The organism is Rhizobium sp. R693 (genome assembly GCF_002211315.1).
Classification (GTDB): domain Bacteria; phylum Pseudomonadota; class Alphaproteobacteria; order Rhizobiales; family Rhizobiaceae; genus Rhizobium.
Map to the genome: position 1 here is coordinate 1 of NZ_LOKY01000018.1, position 26,070 is coordinate 26,070.

Consider the following 26,070-nt stretch of genomic DNA (forward strand, 5'->3'; position numbering starts at 1 on the left):
AAATAACAGAAGTTGTTTCTTCCGACACCTTCAAGCGGCCGATCTATGCCGGCAACGCCATCCAGACGGTACAGACGACCGACGCCAGACGCGTCATCACCGTGCGCACCGCCTCGTTTGCCGCCGCTGCCGAAGGTGGTTCGGCTCCGGTCGAAACCATTGCCGCTGCGGCCAATCCTGACCTGTCGACCTTCGTCAAGGATGCATTGTCGGCCTCCGATCGCCCCGAACTGACCTCGGCGAAGATCATCATCTCCGGTGGCCGCGCGCTTGGCTCGGCGGAGAAGTTCAGAGAGGTCATCCTGCCGGTCGCCGACAAGCTCGGTGCTGCCGTCGGTGCCAGCCGTGCCGCCGTCGATGCCGGTTATGCCCCGAACGACTGGCAGGTCGGCCAGACCGGCAAGGTCGTCGCCCCTGATCTCTATATCGCCTGCGGCATCTCCGGTGCGATCCAGCATCTCGCCGGCATGAAGGACAGCAAGGTCATCGTCGCCATCAACAAGGACGAGGAGGCCCCGATCTTCCAGGTCGCCGACTACGGTCTCGTCGCCGATCTCTTCGATGTCCTGCCGGAATTGCAGAAGGCGCTTTGAACCGAGCATCTGCCTTCATTTCGCACTTGCGAATGACTGGAAAATTATCATTTTAAGGGCTACTACTTCTGCCGGGCGATCATTTGCCCGGCAGTTCTGTTAGAAAAATGCGGCAGCGCGGGGGCGTACGCCGAGCGGGGGTTTGGAGATGAACGCGGTGTTGAAGACGATTGGTATCATCGGCGCAGGCCAGATGGGTTGCGGCATCGCGCAGGTCTCGGCCGATGCAGGCTACAAGGTCCAGCTCTACGACCTCTCCGACGAACGCGTCCAGCACGGCCTTGCCACTATCAACGGCAACCTCGCCCGCCATGTGACGAGCGGCAAGATGACGGACGACGAACGCTCAGCCACCCTCGCGCTGATTTCCGGCTCCTCCGACATCAACGATCTTGCCGCGTCCGACCTCGTGATCGAAGCGGCGACCGAGGACGAAAGCGTCAAGCGCAAGATCTATGCCCAGGTCTGTCCGGTCCTGAAGCCGGAAGCAATCCTTGCCACCAATACCTCCTCGCTCTCGATCACCCGGCTTGCCTCAGCCACCGACCGGCCCGAACACTTCATGGGCATTCATTTCATGAATCCGGTTCCGGTCATGAAACTCGTGGAACTCGTCCGCGGCATTGCGACCGACGAAGTGACCTTCGCGACAGCCAAGGAATTCGTCGCATCGCTGGAAAAGACCGTGACGGTCGCCGAGGATTTCCCGGCTTTCATCGTCAATCGCATCCTGCTGCCGATGATCAACGAGGCGATCTACACTCTTTACGAGGGCGTCGGCACCGTCGATGCCATCGACACCGCCATGAAGCTCGGCGCCAACCATCCGATGGGACCGCTGCAGCTTGCCGATTTCATCGGCCTCGACACCTGCCTGTCGATCATGCAGGTGCTGCATGACGGCCTGGCCGACTCGAAATATCGTCCATGCCCGCTGCTGGTGAAATATGTCGAAGCCGGCTGGCTCGGCCGCAAATCCGGCCGCGGCTTCTACGATTACCGCGGCGATACGCCGATCCCGACCCGCTAAGACACCACCAACTCGCAAGTCCGCGAGATATGGGCGCCTATGCGCCGCGCGCGTCACGCTTCGCCTGCGAAACAGCGCCGGCCTTTCGCAATCTGCCTCGCTCCATCGGACGGATGAGATTTTTGCGCTTTGAGCTTTCGATCGAGTGCATGCCTGCGTGCGCCTGGCGTGTGTTGAATGACTCGTCCTTCTCGCCTTTCGCTTCTTTCTTTCGCGCCAACGCAGCCCGCAGATTCTCGACCATCCGAACTTTAGCAAGCATTCTGCGCCGACGGGCTTGTTCGGCATTCACACTGCGTACGCCCATGGCAAGAACTTCGAGTTTGGCTCGCGTGCCCGTATCCTTGCGCGCTGGCGTCGCCCCTTTGGGTTGCGCCTTACCGCGTATTTCCCTGCGTTGCCTGTTCGCCACGCTCTGCGCCCGATCGCGCCTTTCGCGTATTCGCTTGGCGAGATCCGAAAGATCCGCATCCGACAAATCCTGCATGGCCGGATGGTGAGTTTTCTGAACGAGCTGCCATTCGTCCGCCGTGAGCAACCGCTCCGCCTGTTTGCGCGAAATTGCCATTAACGCCTCCTACGCTGTCGCACCAATAGACTGAATTGCGTTCTGTAGTGCTCGCCTGCTCCCCGAGCCGAGCGAGCTTCAAAAGCTTGGGAGACGCCGTCCCTTGGGCATCAATGTGGTTGCCGCTCCAACTTATCGCCAAGCGCGCGGTGGCGTCTCCTTCACAATCTAGCGCCGCACGACCGGGTCGGCAATGAGCCTTCAATATCGCTGGTCGCACGATCTATTTCGAGCACGCACTCCAGGTTGTCGACGCTCACGAGCCGGCCGCGGCTTCCCCTCCGCATGGCGCATCCGCCTGCGGTGTCCAAACCATCGCTCCGGAGAGCCCACGAAAATGCCAAACCTCACATGGTAGGCGAAGAATTCGGGCGCGGCGGCACACCAGCGGCAGCGAGGGCGTCCATCCGGGCCAGGGACAGTCGGGCTCATGCTGGCATCTTCACGAAATCCAGCGCGGCAATGGTCCGCTTCGGGTCAATCTCAAAGGTTTCGGCGGTTACGATCCCCTGCGCGACGAAAGGGTCGGCGGCGATACGTGCGTCGTGGTCGGCCCGGCTTTCGCCGTTGGCGAAGATAGCACCCCCGGCGGCTGTTTGAAGCGAGCCGACGCAGAGGAACACGCCATCCGCAAAGCCCCGCGCGATCCAGTCGTTGTGGGCCGCCATGAACTCGGCCGCGGCGGCACGGTTGTCGGCAAATTTCAGGAATGTGACAAGCATCGGCGCTCCTTGGTCAGTTTGGAGAGGGAAGGTCCGGCAAGGTTGCCAGCCAGTGTTCGATACGGGCGACTTCGCTGCGGATGAACGATTCGTCGCGGAGCGCCGTGGCCATGACTGCCACCCCTTGCGACCATGTCAGAAGATGCAGTGCCAGCGTCTCGGCTTGATCGCCGGCGCCAAATGCGCGGAACTGCCCGGCGAGCCAGTCGCGGAATAGCATCAGGATTTCGGCCGCGCGGCCTTGCGCGACATGATCGAGCTTGGCGAGTTCAGAGGAGAGTGTGCCGACAGGGCAACCAAATGCCATGATCTTCGCCCGGTTGGCGATCAGCATATGAATGAAGGATAAGATGCGCTCGCGCGGGCCTTCGCCATCGGCTTGCCAACCATCGAGCATCGCGCGCGTCCTCTCCATGCGGCGCGTGATCACGGCGTCTAATATTGCGTCTTTGGTCTTGAAATGGTGATAGAAATTGCCGCGCGAGATGCTTACGGCGGCTGCGATGTCGGCAAATGACGTCGCCTCGAATCCACCCTCGTAAAAGAGCGAGTCGGCCGCTTCGATTATCAATTCACGAGTAGATGACGCCGGCATTTAGGTCAGTTGTCCTAGTTTGATGAAGCATCACTAGGACAATTGACCTATTTTGTCAAAGCCGCAATCTCTCACAAAAATTCCGACCATTCGCGACAAGCTCTGCTCGCGAACTTTTCAAGACAGTTTCTGTCGAGGAACTCACGGGCAAAACGGCGACAGGCGGCCGACTCCAGCCGAATGGCTGGTTTGGGCCGCCGATAGGCGACACTGACCGATGATCGCATCGGTCACAGCACGCCTTGCCGGCTACGACCCCACCGCGCCCTTGATCAGCGCCCTGGCGTCGTCGCTGTCCCAGGCGGCCGGGCCGTTCATGGCGGAGATCAGGCAGCCCTTGCCGTCGATCAGAAGCGTGACGGGCAGGCCAAAGGCAAGGCCTTCCTTTTTCAGGCTGTTGAACACTTCGATCGTGTTGTCGCGGTAGAGCTGCAGCGCATCGACACCGATTTCGTTGAGGAAGGCCTTCGGCTTCTCGTCGTCGCCGGTATCGATGTTGACCGGCACGACCTGGAACCTGTCGCTGCCCAACTCCTTCTCCAGCGCGTTCAGCGCCGGCATTTCCTCGCGGCACGGTACGCACCAGGTTGCCCAGAGATTGAAGAGCACGGTCTTGCCGGAAAAACTGTCGAGCGTCATCGGCTTGCCGTCGGCGCCCTTGAAGGCAACGGTGGTGAGCCTGCGGTGCTCATCAGGAGCAACCATCGCCGCCACCTGTCCCTTGAGCAGTGGCGCAATCCTCGTGGCGGTCTCTTTTGCCGCCGCGCATTCGCCCGACGCCGTTTGCGTCCCGCCATTGCCAGACCCGGCTTCCCTGATGTAAACCGCTGCCGCACCGGCAATAATGCCTGCGACGGCCGCGATCCCGATCAGCTTCAGGGATGGCAGGCGCAGGGGCGTTCTTGTCGTCATTTCATTCTCCGAAACACGCGTTCTTCAAGGCAGGCATCGTCATGGCCGACAGCACGGACACCAAATCCTCCAACCAGATGTGGGGCGGACGTTTCGCTTCCGGCCCAGATGCGATCATGGAGGAGATAAATGCCTCGATCGGTTTCGACAAGAAGCTGTTTGCCCAGGACATCCGTGGCTCGATCGCTCACGCCACCATGCTCGCCCACCAGGGCATCATCGAGGCCGATGATAAGGACAAGATCGTCCAAGGGCTAAACACGATCCTGTCAGAGATCGAAAGCGGCAATTTCGAGTTCTCCCGCAAGCTCGAAGACATTCACATGAACGTCGAAGCCCGCCTTGCGACGCTTATCGGCCCGGCCGCCGGCAGGCTCCACACCGCCCGTTCGCGCAACGACCAGGTGGCGCTCGACTTCCGCCTCTGGGTCAAGGAAGAGCTGCAGAAGACCGAGCAGCTGCTGACCAACCTGATCGCAGCCTTCCTCGACCGCGCCGAAGAGCATGCGGACACCGTCATGCCGGGCTTCACGCACCTGCAGACGGCACAGCCCGTCACCTTCGGTCATCATTGCATGGCCTATGTCGAAATGTTCGGTCGTGATCGTTCGCGAGTGCGCCACGCGATCGAGCATCTGGACGAGAGCCCGATCGGCGCCGCCGCCCTTGCCGGCACCGGCTATCCGATCGACCGCCACATGACCGCGAAGGCGCTCGGCTTCCGCGAGCCGACCCGCAACTCGATCGACACCGTCTCGGACCGCGATTTCGCCATCGAGTTCCTGGCGATCGCTGCGATAACAGGCATGCACCTGTCGCGGCTGGCCGAAGAGATCGTCATCTGGTCGACGCCGCAGTTCGGCTTTGTGCGCCTGTCGGACGCCTTCTCCACCGGCTCCTCGATCATGCCGCAGAAGAAGAACCCGGACGCCGCCGAATTGGTGCGCGCCAAGACCGGGCGTATCAACGGCTCGCTGATCGCGCTGCTGACCATCATGAAGGGCCTGCCGCTCGCCTATTCCAAGGACATGCAGGAAGACAAGGAACAAGTCTTCGACGCGGCCGAGAGCCTCGAGTTGGCGATATCGGCCATGACCGGCATGGTGCGCGACATGACGGTTAACACCGCGCGGATGAAGGCTGCCGCCGGCTCCGGCTATTCGACGGCAACCGATCTTGCAGACTGGCTGGTGCGGGAAGCCGGCTTGCCGTTCCGCGACGCCCATCACGTGACTGGCCGTGCCGTGGCGCTTGCCGAGAGCAAGGGCTGCGATCTCGCCGAACTGTCGCTTGCCGACCTGCAGGCGATCAATGCCGCGATCACGGACAAGGTCTACGACGTGCTGACGGTCGAGGCATCGGTTGCAAGCCGCAAGAGCTTCGGTGGCACCGCACCTTCGGAAGTGCGCAAGCAGATCGCCTACTGGCGCGCCCGCAACTGACCTCAACAATCAGGGTGCACAAGCTGGATAAACTTCGATATGAAGATGTCCACCAGTGCCGCTTCCCAAGAGGAATTCCATGCAGAAGAGCTTGCCGCAGATCGCCCGCCTGACGGTTGTTTTCGCCGTGATCGGCCTTGCCGTCGCCGGGTGCGGGCGTAAAGGCGATCTCGATCCACCGAGCGCGAACGCGACGAAGGGCGGAGATTCGTCGAAGCCGACGAAACAGCCCGGCACCGTCGACCGGCCCTTCATCCTCGATCCGCTTCTCTAAGAGACAACCGACGTGAACCATTTTGAGTACCGCGACGGCATCCTCTACGCCGAAAACGTTCCCGTTCCGGAGATCGCCAAGGCCGTCGGCACGCCCTTTTATGTCTATTCGACGGCGACGCTTGAGCGCCACTACAAGGTCTTTGCAGCGGCGTTCAACGATGTCGATGCAATGGTCTGCTACGCCATGAAGGCGAATTCCAATCAGGCAGTGCTGAAGACGCTCGGCAATCTCGGCGCCGGCATCGACGTCGTCTCTGAAGGCGAGCTGCGCCGCGCACTCGCCGCCGGCATCCCAGCATCGCGCATCATGTTCTCCGGCGTCGGCAAGACACCGCGCGAAATGGACTTTGCGCTTGAGGCCGGCATCTATTGCTTCAACGTCGAGTCCGAGCCGGAACTCGAGATCCTCAACCAGCGCGCCATCAAGGCAGGCAGACGAGCACCCGTCTCCTTCCGCATCAATCCCGATGTCGACGCCAGGACGCATGCGAAGATCTCGACCGGCAAGAAGGAAAACAAGTTCGGCATTTCCTGGGAGCGTGCCCGCGCCGTCTATGCCCGCGCCGCAACCCTGCCCGGCATCGAAGTGACCGGCATCGATATGCATATCGGCAGCCAGATCACCGAACTGCAGCCATTCGAAGACGCCTTCAAGCTGCTGCGCGAGCTGGTCGGCACGCTTCGCGCCGATGGCCACGACATCCACCACGTCGATATCGGCGGCGGTCTCGGCATCCCCTACAAGGAGGATAACAACCCGCCACCGCTGCCCGATGCCTACGCCAACATCGTCAAAAGCCAGCTGCGCGAGTTGAACTGCAAGATCGTTACCGAGCCTGGCCGGCTGATCGTCGGCAATGCGGGCATCCTGGTGACCGAAGTGATCTATGTGAAGGATGGCGGCGAGAAGACCTTCGTCATCGTCGACGGCGCGATGAATGACCTGATCCGACCGACCCTTTACGACGCACACCATGAAATCCGCCCCGTCGTGATCTCGGCGGCGAACGCGCCGCGCATCAAGGCTGATGTCGTCGGCCCCGTCTGCGAAACCGGCGATTTCCTGGCGCTCGACCGCGAGATGGCGATGCCGAAGCCTGGCGATCTCTTCGCCGTCTCTTCCGCCGGCGCCTATGGAGCGGTCCAGGCCGGCACTTACAACAGCCGTCTTCTGGTTCCCGAAGTGCTCGTCAAGGGCAGCGATTTCCACGCGATTCGTCCGCGCGGCACCTATGAAGAGCTGATCGGCCTCGATTCCGCGCCCGCCTGGCTGGATTGATCCGGCGCCCGGGAAAGCATCACTTTTTGGCGAAGAACCGTGAAAAACCGGCATTGAACGGCGCTTGCCCTCGCCTTCGCCACAAAGAATGTTATCCTTGGCGGAGAGCGAACTGCCCCGGCGATCGCCGTAGGTGCACTCTGCCTTCGAAAGCCAGCTCGCGGAGACCGGATTGAATAAGAGCTCCAGCAGGGAGAAACACGGTGCATTTGCCCTGAAGCCGTCCTTGGCACGGCTGGTCGCGGCAAAGCGCTTTCTGGCGCGCCTTGTCCTGCTGTCCGAGCAGATCCTGCCACTGCTGTTGCCGATTCTCTCGGTCGTTGCGCTTTATCTCGCGGCATCCTGGTTCGGCGTCTTCCGCTACACGCCGGACTGGCTTCGCCTGGCACTGCTGATTGGCTTCGCGGTTGCCTTCGTCGCTGCGCTCCTTCCCCTTCGCCGACTTTATTGGCCAGACGTAGCCGCCGCCGATCGGCTGCTTGAACAGCGCAACGGCCTGCAGCATCAGCCTGTTGCCGTTCAGGAAGACGAGCCCGCAACCGATACGCCCTTCGCTCGCGCCCTCTGGCGTGAGCACCAGACGCGGATGGCGGAGAAGATCGCGGCGCTCGATACCGGTTTCCCCCGCCCCGACATCGCCTCCCACGACCGGCTGGCGCTGCGCGCTGTTCCGGCTTTGCTTGTGGCGATGGCTTTTGCCTATTCGCTGTCGGCGAGCGGCGGCTCGATTTCAGATGCGCTGCAGCCGCGACCGACACCGCAGGCAAGTGATCCTGCCGTGCGGATCGATGCCTGGGTCACGCCACCCTCCTACACCGGCCGCGCTCCGATCTACTTGACGGCAAACGGCACCGAGCAGGGACCGATCCGCGTTCCCGAACTCTCGAACCTCACAGTTCGGGTCAGCGGCGGCAAAACAGCCGAGAAGGTCGTCTTCCGGCATGAGAATGGCGAAGCGCAGGATATCGCGCCCCAGGAAGTGGCCAAACAGCCCGCGACGCCGCAGGCTGAAGGCGCGACTGCAACCAACGTCGCTCTGTCGGCCACCACGCACTTGGTGAAACTCGAGGAAAACGGCAGGCTCGAGGTCAACGGACGTATATGGAGCTTCGACGTCATTTCCGATAAGGCGCCGGAGATCGCCTTCAATGGAATGCCGAAGCCAACGGTCAACGGCGCGCTTGAAATCGGCTTTTTCGTCAAGGACGATTACGGCGTGCAGGAAGCGCGCGCCGAGATCGTTCCCGTCGACTCCGACCCGGCCGCAACGCCGCTCTACCCGCTACCGGACTTCCGCCTGGACATCCCTCGCCGCAATTCACGCGACGCCAAAGGGGTGACAAGCAAGAACCTCACCGAGCACCCGCTCTCGGGCAAGCGGGTTCGCATTACCCTTGTCGCCAAGGACGCCGCAGGCCAGACCGGTCGCAGCCCGCCGCACGAGATGACACTGCCTGCCCGCCCATTCAACGAGCCTCTTGCTGCTGCCGTCGCCGAGGAACGGCAGGTCTTCTCACTGGATACCCGGAAGATGCCGGAGGCGATCGCGCTCAACGAGGCGCTTACGATTCGCCCGGAAGAAACGATTCCGAACCTGACAAACTACCTGCTGCTGGAATCGGCGCTGACACGCATGAAACTCACCAAGGGCGAAGATGCGATGAAGGACACCGCCGATTATCTCTGGGACATCGCGGTGGGCATGGAGGATGGCGATCTTTCGCAAGCGGAACGCAACCTACGCAATGCCCAGCAGAATCTGGCGGATGCCCTGCAGCGCAACGCACCTGATGCCGAAATCAAGAAGCTCATGGACGAGCTGCGCAAGGCGATGCAGGAATATATGAAGGAGCTCGCGCAGCGCATGCAGAATGCGCCGATGCAGCCGAACCAGAAAGCCCAGAACATCATTCGCCAGCAGGATCTGGAGCGGATGATGGACCAGATCGAGAATCTGGCGCGCTCGGGCAACCGGGACGCGGCCCAGCAGATGCTTTCCGAGCTGCAACGGATGATGAACAACCTGCAGGCCGGAAGACCGCAGCAGGGACAACAGGGCCAGGACAACAGCCAGATGCGCCAGCAGATGGACAAGCTCGGCCAGATCCTGCGTGACCAACAGAAACTGATGGAAGAAACCTTCAAGCTGGATCAGCAGTTGAAGGACCGCATGCAGCGCGGCGATCCCAACATGGGCATGAACGATCCTTTGCTCGACGACATGCCGATGGACAACGACGGTATGCAGCAGGATCAGCAGCAGGGCCAGCAAGACCAGGGTCAGGACCCCAACCAGCAGGGCCAGAACCAGCAAAGTCAGAACCAGCAAAGTCAGTCGCCGTCCGACGAGATGACGGCCGAGCAGCTGCGCGAAGCCCTGAAGCAGTTACGTTCACGCCAGGACGAACTCGGCAAGCAGCTCGGTGAGCTGCAAAAAGGTCTAGGCGACATGGGCATCAGGCCCGGCCCAGGCTTCGGCCAGGCCCAGCGCGAAATGGAAGGCGCCGGACGCGAACTCGGTCAAGGTCATGGCGAACCAGCCATTCAGGGCCAAGGACGTGCGTTGGAAGCGTTGCGCCAGGGCGCACGCGACATGATGAACCAGATGATGCAGGCCATGCAGGGCCAACAGGGACAGGGTCAGCAGGGCCAGGTCGGGCAAGGCAACCAGAACGGCCGCGACCCGCTTGGCCGTCCGCGCCGCGCCGAAGGACCTGATTTCGGAGATCAGGTAAAGGTACCTGATGAAATCGATGTGCAGCGCGCCCGCGAAATCCTGGACGCCATTCGCGAAAAGCTGGGCAACAACCCACCGCAGGAAATCGAACGACGCTATCTAGAACGCCTGCTGGACATCCAGTAGTCCCAGTTGCGCCAATTCGGGTCACAATCCCGTGAGATTCGCCGCCCCGACGCCCTAGATGCCTATGTGTTTACTGTGACGCGAGATCGCGTCGTTTGGGCACGAGTTGAGGGTACTTCCATGAAAGCGGAATTGAGGCTGATCGCAGCTGTCGCTTTTGGATTCAGCATGGCTGCTGGCACGGCAAACGCATTGGATATCGGTGGTTTTGCCACAACGAACAGCGGGGGCAGGACCCTTGCTTTCGACCACTACGAATCGAGCCGAAGCGGGTGGAACTCAAACGCCTACAGACCGGCTCCCTACAGCATGGAGACGACGGGGAGTATCTCGTCTAATGGCAGGACGGCGCGGCGACCGGTCAACTGCCCTCCGAAGCCAATTCCCGGCACGCTGCAGACGCAGGGCGGAAACAGCGGAACTACGATAAATCCCGCCTGCCCCGACTATTGACAGGCCACGGTTGGATTTTACTGATTGCGCCACCGTCTCCATCTGCCGGGGACGATGGCATGGGCGCACATGACCTGGCGGACGCCAGGCTTCTAATTTCGTCGCCGAGGCTAGCCCTGACTGGCGAAAGCTTCGTATTGTCACCCTGCAAGTGATTAACGATAGCGATTCGATGGCAATTCTCTTTAAGACGGTAATCGGCGAAAACGCAGCATTTGAGCTGATCGAGAACGCACTCTCCCGGACCGGCGATTACGATGGCTACCTCAACGTCGTGGCAGACGAAGGTGAGAAGACTCTCTCCTGGTCGCCCGGCATGCATGCCGAACAATTCCAGGCGGAGATCACCGAGATCCTCCGTTCGACTTGGGACATTTGTCGTTTCTGGGTGATCTACGAACGGCGCGACGATCGGCAGGATGCCGAGGCCAACGCTATCCGCAATGCGGCGTTCAGACTGACGCGTGGCTATGCTGGCGTCATTGTCGTGACGCTCAGCCTGCTCCACAAGCGCGACAACCTGGCCGATATCGAACTGATCTTTGTATGTTTTCAGCAGGACTTCCAGCGCCGCAATTTCCGCGTACGCTACGAAGGCAAATTCATCCCCGATGAGGGCTGAATGGTCGAGGAGTGCCGTTAGCCTCAGGCGGCCAAAGCACGCGCAACGGCCTTGCGGATGTCAGGCAAGGCAAAGGGCTTCGAGACGACATCGACGATCTTTTCCGCCAGGTCGTCAGCGCGCTCACGCTGTTCCGCATAGCCGGTCATCAGCAGGATCTTCAGCGCCGGGAAGGCGGATTTTGCCTGATGCGCCAGCTCAATACCGTCCATCACGGGCATGCGGATATCCGAGAGCAGCAGGTCGTAGACGCCGTCCCTGAGTTTTTCCAGTCCTTCCGCACCGTCGGCGGCTTCTTCGGTCTCATGACCGTCAAGACGCAAAGCGCGGGCTACGAAAGAGCGCAGGGAATCCTCGTCTTCCGTAATCAGAATTTTTGCCATGGTGTGCATCACTCCGTTTCATGCCCCGCAACGGAAATCACACGACTTTCCTTTGCGATCGGTAAACGGCGGGAAGGGATGGACGGGATGGTTAACAACCCGTCTTATCCTGGCACAGTCAGGCGTCGCCGGTGACCACGCCCACAAATGGGAGTTCGCGGAACGCGTAGGCGACATCCATGCCGTAGCCGACGACGAAATAGTCAGGGCATTCAAAGCCGACATAATCGGCTTCCAGTTTTTCCTTGCGCTTGACGCTCTTGTCGAGGAGCACGGCAATGGTGACGTTGCGGGCGCCGCGCTCGTAGAGCAGTTCCTTAGCGAACAGCAGCGTGCGGCCGGATTCCAGAATGTCGTCGATGAGGAGAACGTCGCGATCCTTCACGTCGCTGTCGATATCCTTGACGATCCGAACGCCCTGCGAGACCGTGCCGGTGCCATAGCTCGACAGCGTGATGAACTCGACTTCGGGCGCTAGGCCGCTGTCATGCAGCGCGCGAATAAGATCGGCTGCAAAGATGAACGAGCCCTTCAGCACGGCAATGACCAGCAGGTCCTTCGTCGGTCCCGCTGCGATCTGCTTCGCCATGGCATGGTTGCGTTCGGCGATCTGCTCGGCGGTGAAGAGTGGTTCGATGTTTTTTCCGCGCACGACGGGCATAAGAAGGCTTGCTCCATGAATAGAAGCACAAGCCGTTACCACAAACGTCGGAGCGAAACACCCCTTTAGAGCCTTTCAGGCATGAAGGAGAGCCGGACTTCCGGCATTTTTCCACCCGCGTATTGCACTCTTGTCGAAAATCCGCGGCTTTGGCCGCCGTAAATGACATCCGTAGGCGGATTGATCACGATGCTCGCGGTCAGTTGCTCGCCGGCAAGAAGGTCCGCGCGGATCGGGCGCACGACCTGGGTGGTACCGCTCTGATTGTCGATGATGCCGTTGATCAACAGTACCCGCATCCCGTTCGCGTCACGAGGCGTCATCGTGACGTGCGAGAAGTGCAGCGGCGAGTCCGTCGATGCAGCTTCGCTTTGGGAGAGGCCGGAGAAGCCACCGAAGAGACCGAACACGAGCACCGACAGTGCGAGCACGAGCGCGGCGAAGGTCTTTGCCGGTGCCTGCTGCAACCAGGATTCGCCCGCTCGAATGAATGTTTCCATCAAGGCGCGCGGGAATGTAGGCTGGATCACCGAAGGCGCCGAGGATCGACGGCGATTATCGTTGAAGCTCCGTGCATTGAAGGTCTGGGCGCGACTGTTCGCGATCACCACGAATTCGGCATCGGCCACATCGGCCGGTCGAGTTCGGCGGGCCTCGCGCTTGGTCGGCTCTGGCGGCAGAAAATCATAAGCGCGGCCGGGCGCCTGGCGTCTGAACGAGGAGGAGGTCATGATGACTGCCTTTCCGGTGTCCACATGGTTTCTGGCCGAACAGAAATCCGGCATTGAAACGAATCCTGCTCAGTCGTAAATTTCAATGGTTAATGCTTCGCAAAGATCGCCATCAAAGCGGCGTCTTTCCGGTAAAATTTACTGGTTGTTAATGGTGTTGGTTAACAAGTCGTGCGGTGAACAAACAAAAGACTGATCTACCGTTGATCCACTTCGAAAATGTCGGTTTGCGCTATGGCATGGGCCCGGAAATCCTCCGGGACCTGACATTCGACATTCCGAAGAAATCGTTTCAGTTCCTGACTGGCCCTTCCGGGGCCGGCAAGACCACGCTATTGCGACTCTTGTTCCTCTCGCTGCAACCGACCCGCGGACTGATCCGCATGTTTGGCCGCGAGATTTCCGATATTCCGCGCCCCGAACTGCCGCTGCTGCGTCGCCGCGTCGGCATCATCTTCCAGGAATTCCGGCTGCTGGACCATCTGACCACATACGAGAACGTGGCGCTGCCGCTGCGCGTTCGCGGCAAGGACGAAAGCTCCTACAGGACCGACGTGCTCGAGCTCCTGAAGTGGGTGGGCCTTGGCGAACGCGTCAATGTCCTGCCGCCGGTTCTTTCTGGCGGCGAAAAGCAGCGCGCCGCAATCGCGCGTGCGCTGATCGACCGTCCCGAGATCCTTCTCGCCGACGAGCCGACCGCGAACGTCGACCCCCCGATGGCCCGCCGCCTGCTCAATCTCTTCCTCGAACTCAATCGTCTCGGCACGGCGGTTGTGATCGCCACCCACGATCTGGCGCTGATGGACCAGGTGGAAGCCCGCCGTATGATCCTCTCGGAAGGGCATCTTGATATCCATGACTAAAGCTGCGCCCAAACCGCCGGCAGAGGCCACGTCGAAAAGCCAGAAGCGGCCGGAGATGAAGGTGCGCCCGACGGCGCCGATCCTGCCTTCCGCCAACATTCAAGGAAATGCGCTGATGGTGGTCATTGCCATCATGGCTTTCCTCGCCTGCCTGACGCTCGGCAGCGTCAGCATGGTACGCTCGACGGCGGCCAGCTGGGAAAGCCAGATCTCCCGCGAGATCACCATCCAGATCAAGCCCGATGACGGGCTGGACATGGACAAGGCTCTAGCACAGGCGAAGGATCTCGCGCTCACCTTCGTCGGCACGAAAACCGGCCAGATCGTCGACGAGGCGGCAACGGCCCGCCTCCTCGAACCTTGGCTCGGCACGGGGCTCGACATCAAGGAGCTACCCGTTCCGCGGCTCGTGATCGTCACCATCGACGAGAACAACCCGCCCGATTTCGAGGCGATGCGCTCGCTGCTGAAGGAGAGCATCCCGCAAGCCTCGCTCGACGACCACCGCACATGGGTCGATCGACTGGTTTCGATGGCCCATACCACCGTAATGATCGGCACCGGCATCCTGCTGCTCGTCTTTTCGGCGATGGTTCTGACCGTCGTCTTCGCAACACGCGGCGCCCTTTCCGGCAACCGCCATATCGTCGAGGTACTTCATTTCGTTGGCGCGGAAAGCTCCTTCGTCGCAACCGAATTCCAGAAGCATTTTCTGAAGATCAGCTTGAAAGGATCGGCGGTCGGGAGCGCTCTTGCCGCACTCTTCTTCCTGACCGCTGGCTTCCTGCAAAGCCGCACGCTGGCTACCCCGCAGACTGACCAGGCAACGGCTCTCTTCGGCACGTTTTCGGTCGGTGCGCTTGGCTATGCCGGCATCTTTGCCACCATGATTGTCATCGCCCTGCTCACCACCTTCACCGCCCGGTTGACGGTCATGCGGACCATTTACGAGATCGATACGCTGCGTTCCGATCCAACACGGGCCGACGGGCTCGTGAATTGAGCTTTACATGCCTTTTTTGCCATGAAAGCGTCTGTTCGCCGCCGCAATCTGCATATATTTTCCGATTCATGAGCATGGGCAACATGTCGCGCACCCCGATTCGCCCGGAAACGGAGCTTGCCCGCTCCGAAGGAGGACCTGCGCGCCGCGGTCCTATACGGCGCATGCTGCGCTGGGGCGGCGTTGTCTTTGTGCTTGCCGCCGCTCTGATCTTCGGCGGCTTCCTTCGCTTTGCCGATTCCGTGACGACCCTGAAGGCGCCGCTCGATCCGCGCGCCGATGCGATCGTTGTTCTGACGGGCGGGTACCAGCGTATCGACCAAGCTGTCGAGTTGCTGCAGAAGGGCGCCGGCAAGCGCCTGCTGATTTCGGGCGTGCACCCGACAACCACGCCGAAGCAGATCCGCAGGATGACCCAGGCCTCGCCGGAGCTATTCTCGTGCTGCGTCGATGTCGGCTACGATGCGCTCGACACGATCGGCAATGCCCAGGAAGCATCCAACTGGATTCACCAGCGCGGCTACAAGAGCGTCCTCGTTGTCACCAACAATTACCATATGCCGCGCAGCCTGGCGGAACTCGCCTATGTCGATTCCGAAACGCAGTTCATTCCCTATCCTGTCGTGAACACGGATCTGAAGACCAGCAACTGGTTTACCGATCCAAACGCCATGCGTGTCATGCTCGCCGAATATGTGAAAGTGCTCTTTGCCGGCGCCCGCAATTTGACTGGTCTCGGCCGTCATCCGGGGCTGCGTTCGGCCGGCGTCTCGGGCTGAAGCCGAAGGAAACCTTTTTCTGATGGTCAATATCGTGTAGGAGGGCGAAACCGCCTTTTGCGGACATTTGTCTCGGGAAAGTTTATGATCGCCCTGCGTTCCGTTCTCTTCAACACGATCTTCTACGCCAACCTCATCGTTCGCATGATCGTGCTCTCCCCCTATTACTTCGTGGTGCCACGCAAGGTCGCCTACCAGATACCGAAGAATTGGGCGCTGTCGAGCCACTGGCTGATGGAGAAGATCGTCGGCACGACCTTCGAGATCGAGGGCATGGAGAACCTGCCGGACGGCGGCTATATCCTGGCGCCGAAGCATCAGTCCTTTTGGGACACCTATGCCCTGCTGCCGTGGCTGAAGGATCCGGTCTACATCCTGAAGCGTGAGCTGATGTGGATCCCGCTCTTCGGCTGGTATGCCAAGAAGCAGCGGATGATACCGATTAACCGCGGTGCGCGCGGCAAGGTGATGGTCGAGGCGTTGAGGCGCACGAAGGAAGAACTGGCAACCGGCCGCCAGCTGATCATCTATCCCGAGGGAACCCGCCGCCCGCCGGGCGCCGAGCCGGTCTACAAATACGGTATTGCCCGTATGTACCGCGATCTGCAGCTGCCGGTCGTGCCGGTCGCCATGCATCCTGGCCTCTTCTGGCCGCGACGTCGTACGATGCGCTATCCCGGCCATTTCAAGGTGCGGATACTGCCGCCGATCCAGCCCGGCATGGATCCCGATGCCTTCTTTGCGCATCTGATCGACGTGACCGAGACGGCGAGCGACGAACTGCTGCTCGACACCGTCAAGCGCAATCCGAACCTGCCGCTTCCGCCGACCGCCGTCCAACGGCTCGCGCAACTGCAGAAGGCGAAGGCGGCGACGGCCTGAGCTCTCAGCCCCCGTTTCTCAGCCGCGCCACTTCGCCGACGACCTGCTCCAGCCAGTGGTCGCGAATGCCCATCGCCTGCAGGTGCGCCAGCGTATTGAAGACATAGGCGTCGTTCGATCCTGATTTGCCCTTGGCACCGTGGACGACCTGTGCCGCCGCAATCGCGTCGAGCCCACCGGCATATTGCGTGTGCTTGCGATCAACGACATAGGCGATCGCCTTGCTTGTTCTGCCATCGGCCAGTTGCAGCGGCAGGCAGCGCTCGAGATAGACATTGGTTACCAGCTCGCGCTCCCTGAGATAGTCGATCGTCTCGTCCCACTCATCCGGCGCGATTCGGAATGCCATGCCCCGGCAGGAGCCGCCACGATCGAGGCCTAGCACCAGGCCCGGATTCTGCTCGGTGCCGCGATGCACCCAGGAATGCACGCAAAGCGAACGCCTGTAGCCACGGACAAGAGCCTGAGAACGCTCCAAAAACTCGAAGCCCGGATTCCACATCAGTGATCCGTAGCCAAATACCCAAAATTCGTCCATATCGCACGCCAGACCGACATTCCCACTCGCGAGTCACCATTGGAGAACATCATGGCAGCGTCAAGCCCATCCCGCAGCGGCAGGAAATTCTGGATGCTCGGCGGCGGTATCGCCTTGGTGATCGCACTTTATACCGGTGCCTGGTTCTATGCCGCGTCCGAGTTGAAAAACACTGTCTTGAGGGCAATCGCACCCGGCAATACCGCTGGCGTCAGCGGCGAGTGCACAGATATCGACTTCCGCGGCTATCCGTTCCGGATCGGGCTGTTCTGCTCGAAGGTCGATGTCGACGACACCGTCAACGGCGTATCGGCAAGCTTCGGTGAGCTGCGCTCCGCCGCGCAGGTCTACGCTCCCGGCCACATCGTCTGGGAACTCGACTCCCCTGCCGAGATCCGCAGCGCTCATGGTCTGACGCTGAATGCCGAATGGGCAAGCCTGCAATCCAGCCTGATCACCAAGTTGAAGGGCATCGACCGCTCCTCGACCGTCATCGACGGGCTGAAGGGCACCGCCGTCTCCGCGCAGACAGGCCAGACGATCAATTTCGACGCCGCCCATACGGAAATCCACCTCCGCCAGAACAATGGCGACCTCGACGGCGCAATCTCCGTGACGGATTCCAATACGGCGATCAAGGACTGGCCCGCCTTCCCCAAGCTCTCGGCGAGTGCTGACGTGACGCTCGCCGGCAAAGCCGGCATGATCGACGGTGGCGACCAGAAGGGGCTCTACGGCGCCAGTGGCGAACTGCGCAAGGTCGTGGCCGACATCGGTGACGGCAAGGTCATGACTCTGAGCGGCCCCTTCTCCTTCGATGAGGAGGGCTACCTGTCGGGCAAATTCAAGCTGGAGATCGAACAGCTTGGCCCCTGGCGCGACAGCGTCAAACAAACTTTCCCTGAGATCGCCAAGACGGTCGATACCGCCGCCAAGCTCTTGAAGGCGCTGGCCGGCGGCGGCGACAAGGTTTCCGTCGATCTCGTGGTGGCGCGTGGCAATGCCACAGTCGGCGGCTTCATTCCATTGGGATCGATTCCGCCGATCTGAAATCAGGTATTCTTCTCGAGCGGATGCGGGCGACCGAAATCGGGCGCATCGACATCCTGACCCGCCTGGATGATAGAGCGGCGGATGGAACGGGTGCGGGTGAAAAGATCAAAGATCTTGTCGCCCTCGCCCCAGCGAATGGCCCGCTGCAGATAGGCGAGATCCTCGGAGAAACGCGCCAGCATTTCGAGGATCGCATCCTTGTTGTGCAGGCAGACGTCGCGCCACATGGTCGGATCGGAGGCGGCCAGACGCGTGAAGTCGCGGAAGCCCGATGCGGAATACTTGATGACTTCCGATTCGGTGACCGCCTCGAGATCATCGGCCGTGCCGACGATGTTGTAGGCGATAATGTGCGGCAAGTGCGAGACGATGGCGAGCACCTTGTCGTGATGCTCCGCATCCATCTCGTCGACCTTCGAGCCGAACGCTTCCCAGAACTGCCGCAGCGTTTTCAAGGCAGTTGCATCAGTGCCAGCGACCGGTGTGAAGATGCACCAGCGTCCTTCGAAAAGCCCGGGAAAGCCGGCATCCGGACCTGACTTCTCCGTACCCGCCAGCGGGTGGCCGGGAATGAAATGGACATGCGGCGGCATATGCGGCTGCATCTGCGCGATAACAGAGGCCTTGGTCGAACCGACGTCGGTGACGATCGCGCCGGGCTTCAGGCTGCCCGCGATTTCCTTCGCCACGCTCTCCGACGCCCCGACTGGCACCGACACGATGACGAGATCCGCATCCTTCACCGCCTCGGCCGACGACGTCGTGTAGCGGTCGCCGAGTTGCAGTTCCTCGGCCCTCTTTAGGGTGTCTGCGCTGCGCGTCGCAATAACGACTTCCTTTGCGAGGCCAAGCCGTCTGATGTCATGTGCAATGGAGGAGCCGATCAGGCCGATCCCGATCAGCGCAATGCGATCGAACTGCACGGTCATGACTTGCGTCCCATAAACTCTCCGAGCGCCTCTATGACGCCGCGGTTCGCCTCTTCGGGACCGATGCTCATACGCAGCGCATTCGGGAATCCGTAGCCCTTCACTGCACGCAGGATGTAACCACGGCTGGTCAGGAACTCATCGGCTTCAGGCGCGCGCTTGCCGTCGACATCGGGGAAGTGGATAAGCACGAAGTTTGCGACCGATGGCGTCACCTTGAGACCGATAGCTTCGAGCGCGCCCGTCATCTTCTCGATCCACATCTGGTTGAAGGAAGCTGCCTCCTGCGTAAACGCCTGGTCGCGAATGGCCGCAGCACCGGCGGCAATCGCTGCCGCGTTCATGTTGAACGGGCCGCGGACGCGGTTGACCGCATCGATAATATCGGCCGGGGCGTACATCCAGCCGACGCGAAGCGCGGCCAGACCATAGACCTTGGAGAAGGTGCGTGTCATGACGACATTCGCGTTCGACGAGACGATCTCGATGCCGGCTTCGTAGTCGTTGCGACGAACATATTCCGCGTAAGCGGCATCGAGCACCAGAACGACGTGCTTCGGCAGAGCTGCCTGCAGGCGGCGGATTTCACTGACCGAAACATAGGTGCCGGTCGGATTGCCGGGGTTGGCAATGAAGACGATCTTGGTCTTCGGCGTGACGGCGCCCAGAATGGCATCGACGTCGACCGTCTGATCCTTCTCCTTGACGACAACCGGAGTCGCCCCGGCACCCATGATCTGGATCTTGTAGACGAGGAAGCCGTGCTCGGTGATGATGCCTTCGTCGCCCGGCCCGAGATAGACATGGCAGAGCAGGCCCAGCAACTCGTCCGAGCCGTTGCCGCACATGATGTTGACAGGGTTCAGCCCATGCACGGCTGCGATCGCCTCACGCAATTCCGTTGCCTGGCCGTCCGGATAGCGCTCGAGACTGCCGGCGGCATTGCGGAAAGCTTCGATCGCCTTCGGGCTCGCGCCGAGCGGCGTTTCATTGGAGGAGAGCTTGTAGACGCGTGCGACACCCGGCGCGTGTTCCTTGCCCGGCACATACGCGGCAATATCCAGGATACCGGGACGCGGAACGGGCTTGCTCTTCTCTTCGCTCATGAGATCGACCTTGGAAAATACCGGGAGAAATTCGGCTGAAAACTGCCATGTGGCAATAGAACGGAAAGGCGGCCTTGTCGAGTACCGCAGGACCTAGGTCCTGACCCTAGCGGCTGCGCGTCGTTGGAACGCCGTGTGGCGCCAGAACCGGCACGAAGACGCGCCGCGAGGCGCGGGCGGCAACCGGCAGGCCCTGATAGAGCCGCTTCTGCGCCTCGACAACGATCACACCTGAGAAAGCCGGCCATAAGGTGCGTCCCACGCGATCGAAGAGGCTGCGCAAGCGCATCATGGTGCGCAGTTTCGAGGGCGGAAAAAACAATGCCTCGGCCGTCGCGCCCGGCGTGAAATTGGTCTCGCGCAGGAGATTGGTCAGCTGGCCCCGCGAATAGGGTCGCCCGGAGCCGAACGGCGTGTGCTCCATGCGCGCCCAGACGCCGCGGCGGTTCGGAACGACGATGACCAGGCGCCCGCCTGGCGCCAACACCCGCCACAGTTCCTTCAGAGTTTCCCGCGGGCTCTCCGCAAACTCGAGGGAATGGACCATCAGCACCCGGTCGATCGAGGAATCGGGCAGCGGCAATTCCTCATCGAAGATCAGGGCTGTCGAGGACAACGCTCCTACCGGCCAGTTCACGGCGCCCTGCCCTGCCGGCATGAAGGCAAATGTCCTCTCGGTGTCGGACTGGAAGCGATCCAGGAAGGGCACGACGTAGCCGAGACCAACGAGACGCTCCTGCGGCAGCCGGACCCATAGCGAGGAAAGCGCCATGGCGATCGACTGCTCGGCGATACGTCCGAGGTCGGAATGATAGAACTGGCGTAGGTCGACGATATCAGCGTGCATCGCGGTAAATGTTATCAATAGGCTGTTGGACTTCAAGGCACGACCCTCTACATTCCCGGTATACCCGCCATAAAGAGGCTGCCTGAGACTATGAAACCTTTGGATTTAGACGTTTTTCTCTGCCGTACCGACAATTTTGGCGTGCTTGTCCACGATCCTGAAACCGGCTTGACCGCTTCAATTGACGCTCCCGATGCAGGCGCGGTCGAGAAGGCGGCAATCCGCCGCGGCTGGACGATCTCTCATATCTTCAACACCCATCACCATACCGACCACGTCGAAGGCAACCTCGCGCTCAAGGAGCAATATGGCTGCGAGATCATCGGCCCGATCAACGAGGCGGTGGCGATTCCGGGCCTCGACAAAACGATGGCCGACGGCGACACCTTCCTGTTCGGCGACCACGCGATACAGGTCATTGAGACACCCGGGCATACGGCCGGACATATCTGTTACCACTTCGTCGACGACAAGCTGCTCTTTGCCGCCGACACGCTGTTCGCACTCGGCTGCGGGCGGCTCTTTGAACGCCCGGCCGCCGATATGTGGCACTCGCTGCAGAAGCTTGCGGTGCTGCCCGATGAAACTGCCATCTATTTCGGCCACGAATATACCCTGTCCAACGCGCGCTTTGCGCTGACCATCGATCCGGACAATCAGCGCCTGATAAGCCGTGCGGCCGAAATCGAAGCGCTGCGGGCCGAGAACAAGTTCACGATTCCGACGACGCTGGCGCTGGAAAAAGAGACCAACCCCTTCCTGCGCGCGGCCGATCCCGCCATCCGCCGCAACCTCTTGATGGAAACCAAGACCAACGAGGAAGTCTTCGCGGAAATCCGCCGACGCAAGGACAATTTCTGATGACGCCGGACGATATCATTCGCGAACTTGGAATGCAGCCGCATCCTGAAGGCGGCTGGTACGTGCAGACGTTCCGCGACACCGAGGGTAGATCGCGCGGACACTCGACGGCGATCTACTATCTCTTGAAGGCGGGGCAGCGATCCCACTGGCATCGTGTCCATGACGCAGCCGAGGTCTGGCACCACTATGCGGGTGCGCCCCTGGCGCTCTATCGCTCGCAGGACGGCAAGAGCAGCGAGACGCTGATGCTTGGCACGGACATTCTCAATGGCGAGCGCCCGCAGGCGATTATTCCCGCCAACTGGTGGCAGTCTGCCGAAACACGCGGAGACTATACGCTGGTCGGATGCACCGTCGCGCCGGGCTTCGAATTCACGTCCTTCGAGATGGCGCCGCCGGACTGGAAGCCGGTCGGCTGAAAGCTACTCCGCGGCGGCGCGTTGTTCGACCGTCGCGGCCTGCCGCCGGAACATCTCGTTTGCCGCCAGCACAGCGCCGCCGGTAACCAGCACGCAGGCGAGCGCGATACGCCAGCTCGGCTCGGCGAAGCCGAACAGCGTCAGGTTCAAGGTTGATAGAAGCGGCGCGGCGTAGCTTGCGGCGCCGAGGATCTGGATATCGCCGTTCTTGACGCCGTAGTCCCAGGCATAGAAGGCCGCGCCGACCGGGAAGAGCCCGAGGCCGAGAACCGCAACCCACTGCGAAGCCGCCTGTGGCCACACCGTTGTTTCAAGGCCGAGGTGGCAGACCAGCGACAGGATCGAGGTCGCCATGCAGAAGCCGGTAACGACGTCGGTCGAAACCGCATCGAAGCGACGCGTCAGCAGCGAATAGCCGGACCACGTGAAGGCGCAGAGGAAGGCCGCGCCATAGCCGACGGCATAGGCACCATCGAAGTTGATGCCGTTGCGGCCAACAATCAGGAAGGTGCCGCAGAGACCGGCCAGTGCCCCGGCGACGTGATACCAGCGCAGGCGTTCACCCGGCAGCAGCGCCGATCCGACGACAATCAGCAGCGGCCAGAGATAGGCGATCAGCCCGGCTTCGACCGCCGGTGCGTTGCGCAATGCCGTGAAGTAGAGAAAGTGATAGCCGAACAGGCCGGCAATCCCAACGATCCAGACCTTGGCCGGCTGCCTGAGGAAAGCCAGCCGCGACGGATTGAGGATCAGCACGAGGATGCCGGGAATACTGCCGATCGCAAAGCAGACGGCCGAGAGCTGGAACGGCGGCATCGTGCCGGAGGCGGCTGTGAACAGTGCCAGGAACGACCACATGAGGATGGCTGCAAAACCGATTAGCGTTGCCCGAAGCTTCACCTGTCCCCCTTGCGGAGACTCTCGCTCCGTCAGCTTGCGCCGTATTTCACCGCGGTAATCGTCACCGGTCCGTATTGCGTCGGAATGCGGACGTAGACCGGAGCATATACATTTGCCGCATCCGACTTGGCAAACCAGATTTCCATCCGGCTGCTCTTGCTCAGATAGTCGATATCGCTGCGGCCTTTCTTATAGCCGGAGCGAGGGACAAACCGCACGCTGCATACGGTCGCCTTGCCACTGAAGCCCGCTGTCGAGAAATCCTGCGAGCCCTTGGGTGAAAGCACCAGGTCCATGCGCATCTCCCCATCATAGATCGGCAGCTTCTGCGCGCAGACATTGGCATCGGCGGGGAAGATCAGACCTGAGATCGGATCGAGTACAGAGCGCATGTCGCTTGCCGGCACGCTGACCCAGTTATTGGGAGGCTTCCGAGGAGGCTTCACGGTTGTCGAGGTGATGTCGCCGTTGTTGTAGCGCACCTCATATGTGCGGGCGCGCTTGCCGCTCTTGTAGTACAGATAGTAGCGAGAGGCCTGCAGTCGGTCGCCGCGCAACACGCCGTCGACGCTTGTCTTGGCCGAGATATTGGTGACGAGGTCGGCAAGGCCGGCCGAACTGATATCGCCGGACACCCTGTAGCTCTTGTCGTCTTCGATCTTCGTCAGGAAGGCGGCGCGGGCGATCGTCAGGATGCCAAGCGAAACCCTGTATTCCGTGCGATGCACGATCTCGCTTGCGCTGGCGGGAATCGCCATCAGCGCCGCGACCGTGGAAATAAGAATGCGCTTGCCCAGATGAGCAATGAAATGAACCTTGTTCAGGCGGCTGGTAAAGCCGTTGATAACGGTCTATACGCCTGTCTCTCGATGAAGCAAACACGAGCTTTTTGACAGAATTGCGGGAAATGCCAAGGTTTGGCTTGACGCGCACGGCCTGTCTGACTATAGAACCGCAACTTTCCAATCATGGCCTGATGGATTGCAACCCGGTTTTGCGCGGGCATGCAACTGATGGCCGAGAAAAACAAGAATAGGTGTTCCATGTCCCGCATGTGCGAATTGACCGGCAAGGCAGTCCTCGTTGGCAACAATGTCAGCCATGCCAACAACAAGACCAAGCGCCGGTTCCTCCCGAACCTGTGCCAGGTTACGCTGATCTCCGACGCTCTCGGCCAGCGTTACCGTCTTCGCGTTTCGGCTTCTGCTCTTCGTTCCGTTGAGCATCGTGGCGGTCTCGATGCCTTCCTGCTGAAGGCAAGCGAAAATGAACTGTCGATGCGCGCTCGTCTGCTGCGTCGCCAGATCGTCAAGAAGACTGCCGAAGCGGCTGCTGCGTAAGCTCCGTCTCTTCTTCTTCTTCTTCATACGGCTTCAAAAGGCTTGCACGGATGATCTCCGGACAAGCCTTTTGCTTTGCCGGTCTGTTCCTCGAACTGGTGGCATACCCCAGGATAAAAAAATGCTGACGACGCGCTCTATCTATGTCGCACTGATGACGCTGGTCGTCGTCGCCTCGAACTTCCTCGTACAGTTCCCCCTGAACGCCGAGTTCGCCGGCATCAATCTGGCCGACATCCTGACCTGGGGCGCATTCACCTATCCGGTCGCCTTCCTCATCACCGATCTGACTAACCGCCAATTCGGCCCGCAGGCCGCCCGCAAGGTCGTCTTTGCTGGCTTTGTCGTCGGTGTGGCGCTGTCCTTCTACACGTCGGTCCCGCGCATCGCTATCGCCTCCGGCTCGGCCTATCTCGCCGGGCAGCTGCTTGATATCTCGGTCTTCAACCGCCTGCGCCGTCAGGCCTGGTGGCGCGCGCCGCTCGTCGGCTCGCTGATCGGTTCGATGCTGGACACGGCGATCTTCTTCTCCTTCGCCTTTGCGGCCTTCTTCGTCTTCTTCGGCCCGAACGATCCGTTCGCGCTCGAAGCCGCGCCGATCCTCGGCGTTTTGACCGCGCAGGCACCTCGCTGGATTTCCTGGGCGATCGGCGACTTCGCCGTAAAGATGATCGTCGGTCTGGTGATGCTGCTGCCCTACGGCGCGTTGATGAACGTGTTGCGCCCGACGCAGGCGGCCCGCGCCAGCTAACCCCATTCAGCCTTGTCACAACCAAATATAGCGGAGCCTGGCTCCGCTATATTTGGTTGCGCAATCCCTGGACGACGGTGCCGCGACGACACTTTGCTGCCACGCTACCATGCAAAAACTCTTCATGTTGCGCGTTAAAATTGTTGCGCATGACGTTTTTGTGACAATACTGTCTCAATCACGCCACATGGAGGGTAACCGTGAGCGAGAAACGGAAGAGAGTGTACGAGGCGCTTCTGGACGGTGCGACGGAGGGCCTCTCCGGCAACGGGCTTTTCGACTTCGTATTGGAACGCTGCCCCAAGGCAACCAGCAAGAAGATTGTACGCGCCTCTTTGCTGGCTTTGACGGACCCCGATGTCACTGACCGCAATATTCTCCATACTATCTACGCGCTCGCGATAACCCACAGGATGGATGAAGTCGGTTCGACCAGCGATCCCGACGATGACGAGAATCCGACGGAAAAGAGCCCAGCGCTGCGGAAGTTGAAGAAGATGCGCGCCGCCGCGCCCGAGCTGAGCGAAGCCAACCAGATCTGACGGCGAGCAGCCATAATGTTGCGCATTCACAACAGATCGTATGAAGCGGAACAATGGAAGCCCCGTCGCCGCAATATCGTCATGTAACTGTTAGGCACCGCTCATAACCGTTCCCCATCGAGTA

At 60.8% G+C, this 26,070-nt stretch carries 30 protein-coding genes and 1 pseudogene; 17 read left to right on the forward strand and 14 right to left on the reverse strand.

Features of this window, described 5'->3' with window-relative positions; translation table 11 throughout:
* On the forward strand, positions 1-593 hold a 593-nt coding region (locus ATY79_RS16445), incomplete at its 5' end, for an electron transfer flavoprotein subunit alpha/FixB family protein (protein ID WP_141105734.1).
* 148 nt (positions 594-741) lie between these two features.
* Complete coding sequence (locus ATY79_RS16450; RefSeq protein ID WP_088693457.1) at positions 742-1,623, forward strand: 3-hydroxybutyryl-CoA dehydrogenase; 882 nt, start codon at positions 742-744, stop codon at positions 1,621-1,623.
* 37 nt (positions 1,624-1,660) lie between these two features.
* Here ATY79_RS16450 and ATY79_RS16455 read toward each other — a convergent pair whose 3' ends face one another.
* The 5 genes and pseudogenes from ATY79_RS16455 to ATY79_RS16475 form a co-directional block, all read right to left on the reverse strand.
* Positions 1,661-2,191 (reverse strand): hypothetical protein, encoded by a 531-nt coding sequence (locus ATY79_RS16455; RefSeq protein WP_088693456.1) that lies wholly within the window; start codon positions 2,189-2,191, stop codon positions 1,661-1,663.
* A 351-nt stretch (positions 2,192-2,542) separates the two neighbouring features.
* Positions 2,543-2,623 (reverse strand): annotated as a pseudogene (locus tag ATY79_RS31585) (DNA-3-methyladenine glycosylase I); the annotation flags it as partial.
* Positions 2,620-2,913: a YciI family protein gene (locus ATY79_RS16465; protein ID WP_088704457.1), complete on the reverse strand. Its 294-nt coding sequence runs from the start codon at positions 2,911-2,913 to the stop codon at positions 2,620-2,622. The gene ATY79_RS16465 and the pseudogene ATY79_RS31585, both read right to left, overlap by 4 nt.
* 13 nt (positions 2,914-2,926) lie before the next feature.
* Positions 2,927-3,508 carry a TetR/AcrR family transcriptional regulator gene (locus ATY79_RS16470; RefSeq protein WP_088693453.1) on the reverse strand — a complete coding sequence of 194 codons (582 nt, stop codon included), beginning with the start codon at positions 3,506-3,508 and terminating at the stop codon, positions 2,927-2,929.
* A 249-nt stretch (positions 3,509-3,757) separates the two neighbouring features.
* Positions 3,758-4,420, reverse strand: a complete 663-nt coding sequence (locus ATY79_RS16475; protein ID WP_088693452.1) for a TlpA disulfide reductase family protein — start codon at positions 4,418-4,420, stop codon at positions 3,758-3,760.
* Positions 4,421-4,461: 41 nt separating this feature from the next.
* On the opposite strand from ATY79_RS16475, the gene argH reads away from it, so the two are divergent.
* The 5 genes from argH (at position 4,462) to ATY79_RS16505 (ending at position 11,355) form a co-directional block, all read left to right on the forward strand.
* Positions 4,462-5,862: an argininosuccinate lyase gene (argH, locus tag ATY79_RS16480; RefSeq protein WP_088693482.1), complete on the forward strand. Its 1,401-nt coding sequence runs from the start codon at positions 4,462-4,464 to the stop codon at positions 5,860-5,862.
* A 79-nt stretch (positions 5,863-5,941) separates the two neighbouring features.
* Positions 5,942-6,136 (forward strand): lipoprotein, encoded by a 195-nt coding sequence (locus tag ATY79_RS16485; protein ID WP_088693451.1) that lies wholly within the window; start codon positions 5,942-5,944, stop codon positions 6,134-6,136.
* A gap of 12 nt (positions 6,137-6,148) precedes the next feature.
* Positions 6,149-7,417, forward strand: coding sequence for a diaminopimelate decarboxylase (gene lysA / locus ATY79_RS16490; protein WP_088693450.1), 1,269 nt, complete (start codon positions 6,149-6,151; stop codon positions 7,415-7,417).
* A gap of 172 nt (positions 7,418-7,589) precedes the next feature.
* Entirely contained in the window at positions 7,590-10,280 is a 2,691-nt protein-coding gene (locus ATY79_RS16495) for a TIGR02302 family protein (RefSeq protein ID WP_088693481.1), read from the forward strand.
* Between the two features lie 625 nt (positions 10,281-10,905).
* Positions 10,906-11,355: a hypothetical protein gene (locus ATY79_RS16505; protein WP_088693448.1), complete on the forward strand. Its 450-nt coding sequence runs from the start codon at positions 10,906-10,908 to the stop codon at positions 11,353-11,355.
* Between the two features lie 23 nt (positions 11,356-11,378).
* Here the strand turns inward: ATY79_RS16505 and ATY79_RS16510 are convergent, their stop codons facing one another.
* From ATY79_RS16510 to ATY79_RS16520, 3 genes are all read right to left on the reverse strand, one after another.
* A complete protein-coding gene (locus tag ATY79_RS16510) occupies positions 11,379-11,738 on the reverse strand; it encodes a response regulator (protein ID WP_007789408.1) in 360 nt (119 codons plus the stop codon).
* A 118-nt stretch (positions 11,739-11,856) separates the two neighbouring features.
* On the reverse strand, positions 11,857-12,399 hold the full coding sequence (hpt, locus tag ATY79_RS16515) for a hypoxanthine phosphoribosyltransferase (protein ID WP_007528026.1): 543 nt from the start codon (positions 12,397-12,399) through the stop codon (positions 11,857-11,859).
* Between the two features lie 65 nt (positions 12,400-12,464).
* Positions 12,465-13,184 carry a hypothetical protein gene (locus tag ATY79_RS16520; protein WP_088693447.1) on the reverse strand — a complete coding sequence of 240 codons (720 nt, stop codon included), beginning with the start codon at positions 13,182-13,184 and terminating at the stop codon, positions 12,465-12,467.
* Between the two features lie 149 nt (positions 13,185-13,333).
* Here ATY79_RS16520 and ftsE point away from each other — a divergent pair, with 149 nt between their 5' ends.
* From ftsE to ATY79_RS16540, 4 genes are all read left to right on the forward strand, one after another.
* Positions 13,334-13,993, forward strand: coding sequence for a cell division ATP-binding protein FtsE (ftsE, locus tag ATY79_RS16525; RefSeq protein ID WP_088693446.1), 660 nt, complete (start codon positions 13,334-13,336; stop codon positions 13,991-13,993).
* Positions 13,986-14,996 (forward strand): ABC transporter permease, encoded by a 1,011-nt coding sequence (locus ATY79_RS16530; RefSeq protein ID WP_088693445.1) that lies wholly within the window; start codon positions 13,986-13,988, stop codon positions 14,994-14,996. The genes ftsE and ATY79_RS16530 overlap by 8 nt, the downstream gene beginning before the upstream one ends.
* A gap of 74 nt (positions 14,997-15,070) precedes the next feature.
* Positions 15,071-15,775: a YdcF family protein gene (locus ATY79_RS16535; RefSeq protein WP_088704458.1), complete on the forward strand. Its 705-nt coding sequence runs from the start codon at positions 15,071-15,073 to the stop codon at positions 15,773-15,775.
* A gap of 84 nt (positions 15,776-15,859) precedes the next feature.
* Positions 15,860-16,657: a 1-acyl-sn-glycerol-3-phosphate acyltransferase gene (locus tag ATY79_RS16540; protein WP_088693444.1), complete on the forward strand. Its 798-nt coding sequence runs from the start codon at positions 15,860-15,862 to the stop codon at positions 16,655-16,657.
* Positions 16,658-16,661: 4 nt separating this feature from the next.
* On the opposite strand, the gene ATY79_RS16545 is transcribed toward ATY79_RS16540, so the two are convergent.
* Positions 16,662-17,195 carry a gamma-glutamylcyclotransferase gene (locus ATY79_RS16545; protein WP_088693443.1) on the reverse strand — a complete coding sequence of 178 codons (534 nt, stop codon included), beginning with the start codon at positions 17,193-17,195 and terminating at the stop codon, positions 16,662-16,664.
* 51 nt (positions 17,196-17,246) lie between these two features.
* On the opposite strand from ATY79_RS16545, the gene ATY79_RS16550 reads away from it, so the two are divergent.
* Complete coding sequence (locus ATY79_RS16550; RefSeq protein WP_088693442.1) at positions 17,247-18,245, forward strand: DUF2125 domain-containing protein; 999 nt, start codon at positions 17,247-17,249, stop codon at positions 18,243-18,245.
* A gap of 2 nt (positions 18,246-18,247) precedes the next feature.
* Here ATY79_RS16550 and ATY79_RS16555 read toward each other — a convergent pair whose 3' ends face one another.
* The 3 genes from ATY79_RS16555 to ATY79_RS16565 all read right to left on the reverse strand — a co-directional run bounded on the left by ATY79_RS16555 (position 18,248) and on the right by ATY79_RS16565 (position 21,166).
* Complete coding sequence (locus ATY79_RS16555) at positions 18,248-19,177, reverse strand: prephenate/arogenate dehydrogenase family protein (protein ID WP_088693441.1); 930 nt, start codon at positions 19,175-19,177, stop codon at positions 18,248-18,250.
* A complete protein-coding gene (hisC, locus tag ATY79_RS16560; protein ID WP_088693440.1) occupies positions 19,174-20,283 on the reverse strand; it encodes a histidinol-phosphate transaminase in 1,110 nt (369 codons plus the stop codon). Before hisC ends, ATY79_RS16555 begins: the two co-directional genes overlap by 4 nt.
* 106 nt (positions 20,284-20,389) lie before the next feature.
* Entirely contained in the window at positions 20,390-21,166 is a 777-nt protein-coding gene (locus ATY79_RS16565) for a class I SAM-dependent methyltransferase (RefSeq protein ID WP_088693439.1), read from the reverse strand.
* A gap of 54 nt (positions 21,167-21,220) precedes the next feature.
* Here ATY79_RS16565 and gloB point away from each other — a divergent pair, with 54 nt between their 5' ends.
* Positions 21,221-21,991 carry a hydroxyacylglutathione hydrolase gene (gene gloB, locus ATY79_RS16570; RefSeq protein ID WP_088693438.1) on the forward strand — a complete coding sequence of 257 codons (771 nt, stop codon included), beginning with the start codon at positions 21,221-21,223 and terminating at the stop codon, positions 21,989-21,991.
* Complete coding sequence (locus ATY79_RS16575) at positions 21,991-22,413, forward strand: cupin domain-containing protein (protein WP_088693437.1); 423 nt, start codon at positions 21,991-21,993, stop codon at positions 22,411-22,413. The genes gloB and ATY79_RS16575 overlap by 1 nt, the downstream gene beginning before the upstream one ends.
* Positions 22,414-22,416: 3 nt before the next feature.
* On the opposite strand, the gene ATY79_RS16580 is transcribed toward ATY79_RS16575, so the two are convergent.
* On the reverse strand, positions 22,417-23,313 hold the full coding sequence (locus ATY79_RS16580) for an EamA family transporter (protein WP_088704459.1): 897 nt from the start codon (positions 23,311-23,313) through the stop codon (positions 22,417-22,419).
* 29 nt (positions 23,314-23,342) lie between these two features.
* Complete coding sequence (locus ATY79_RS16585) at positions 23,343-24,119, reverse strand: DUF3108 domain-containing protein (RefSeq protein ID WP_088693435.1); 777 nt, start codon at positions 24,117-24,119, stop codon at positions 23,343-23,345.
* A gap of 237 nt (positions 24,120-24,356) precedes the next feature.
* Here ATY79_RS16585 and rpmB point away from each other — a divergent pair, with 237 nt between their 5' ends.
* From rpmB to ATY79_RS16600, 3 genes are all read left to right on the forward strand, one after another.
* On the forward strand, positions 24,357-24,653 hold the full coding sequence (gene rpmB, locus ATY79_RS16590) for a 50S ribosomal protein L28 (protein ID WP_007528060.1): 297 nt from the start codon (positions 24,357-24,359) through the stop codon (positions 24,651-24,653).
* A gap of 121 nt (positions 24,654-24,774) precedes the next feature.
* Positions 24,775-25,404, forward strand: a complete 630-nt coding sequence (locus ATY79_RS16595; protein WP_088693434.1) for a VUT family protein — start codon at positions 24,775-24,777, stop codon at positions 25,402-25,404.
* Positions 25,405-25,604: 200 nt separating this feature from the next.
* Complete coding sequence (locus ATY79_RS16600) at positions 25,605-25,946, forward strand: hypothetical protein (RefSeq protein ID WP_088693433.1); 342 nt, start codon at positions 25,605-25,607, stop codon at positions 25,944-25,946.
* Positions 25,947-26,070 lie beyond the last annotated feature (124 nt).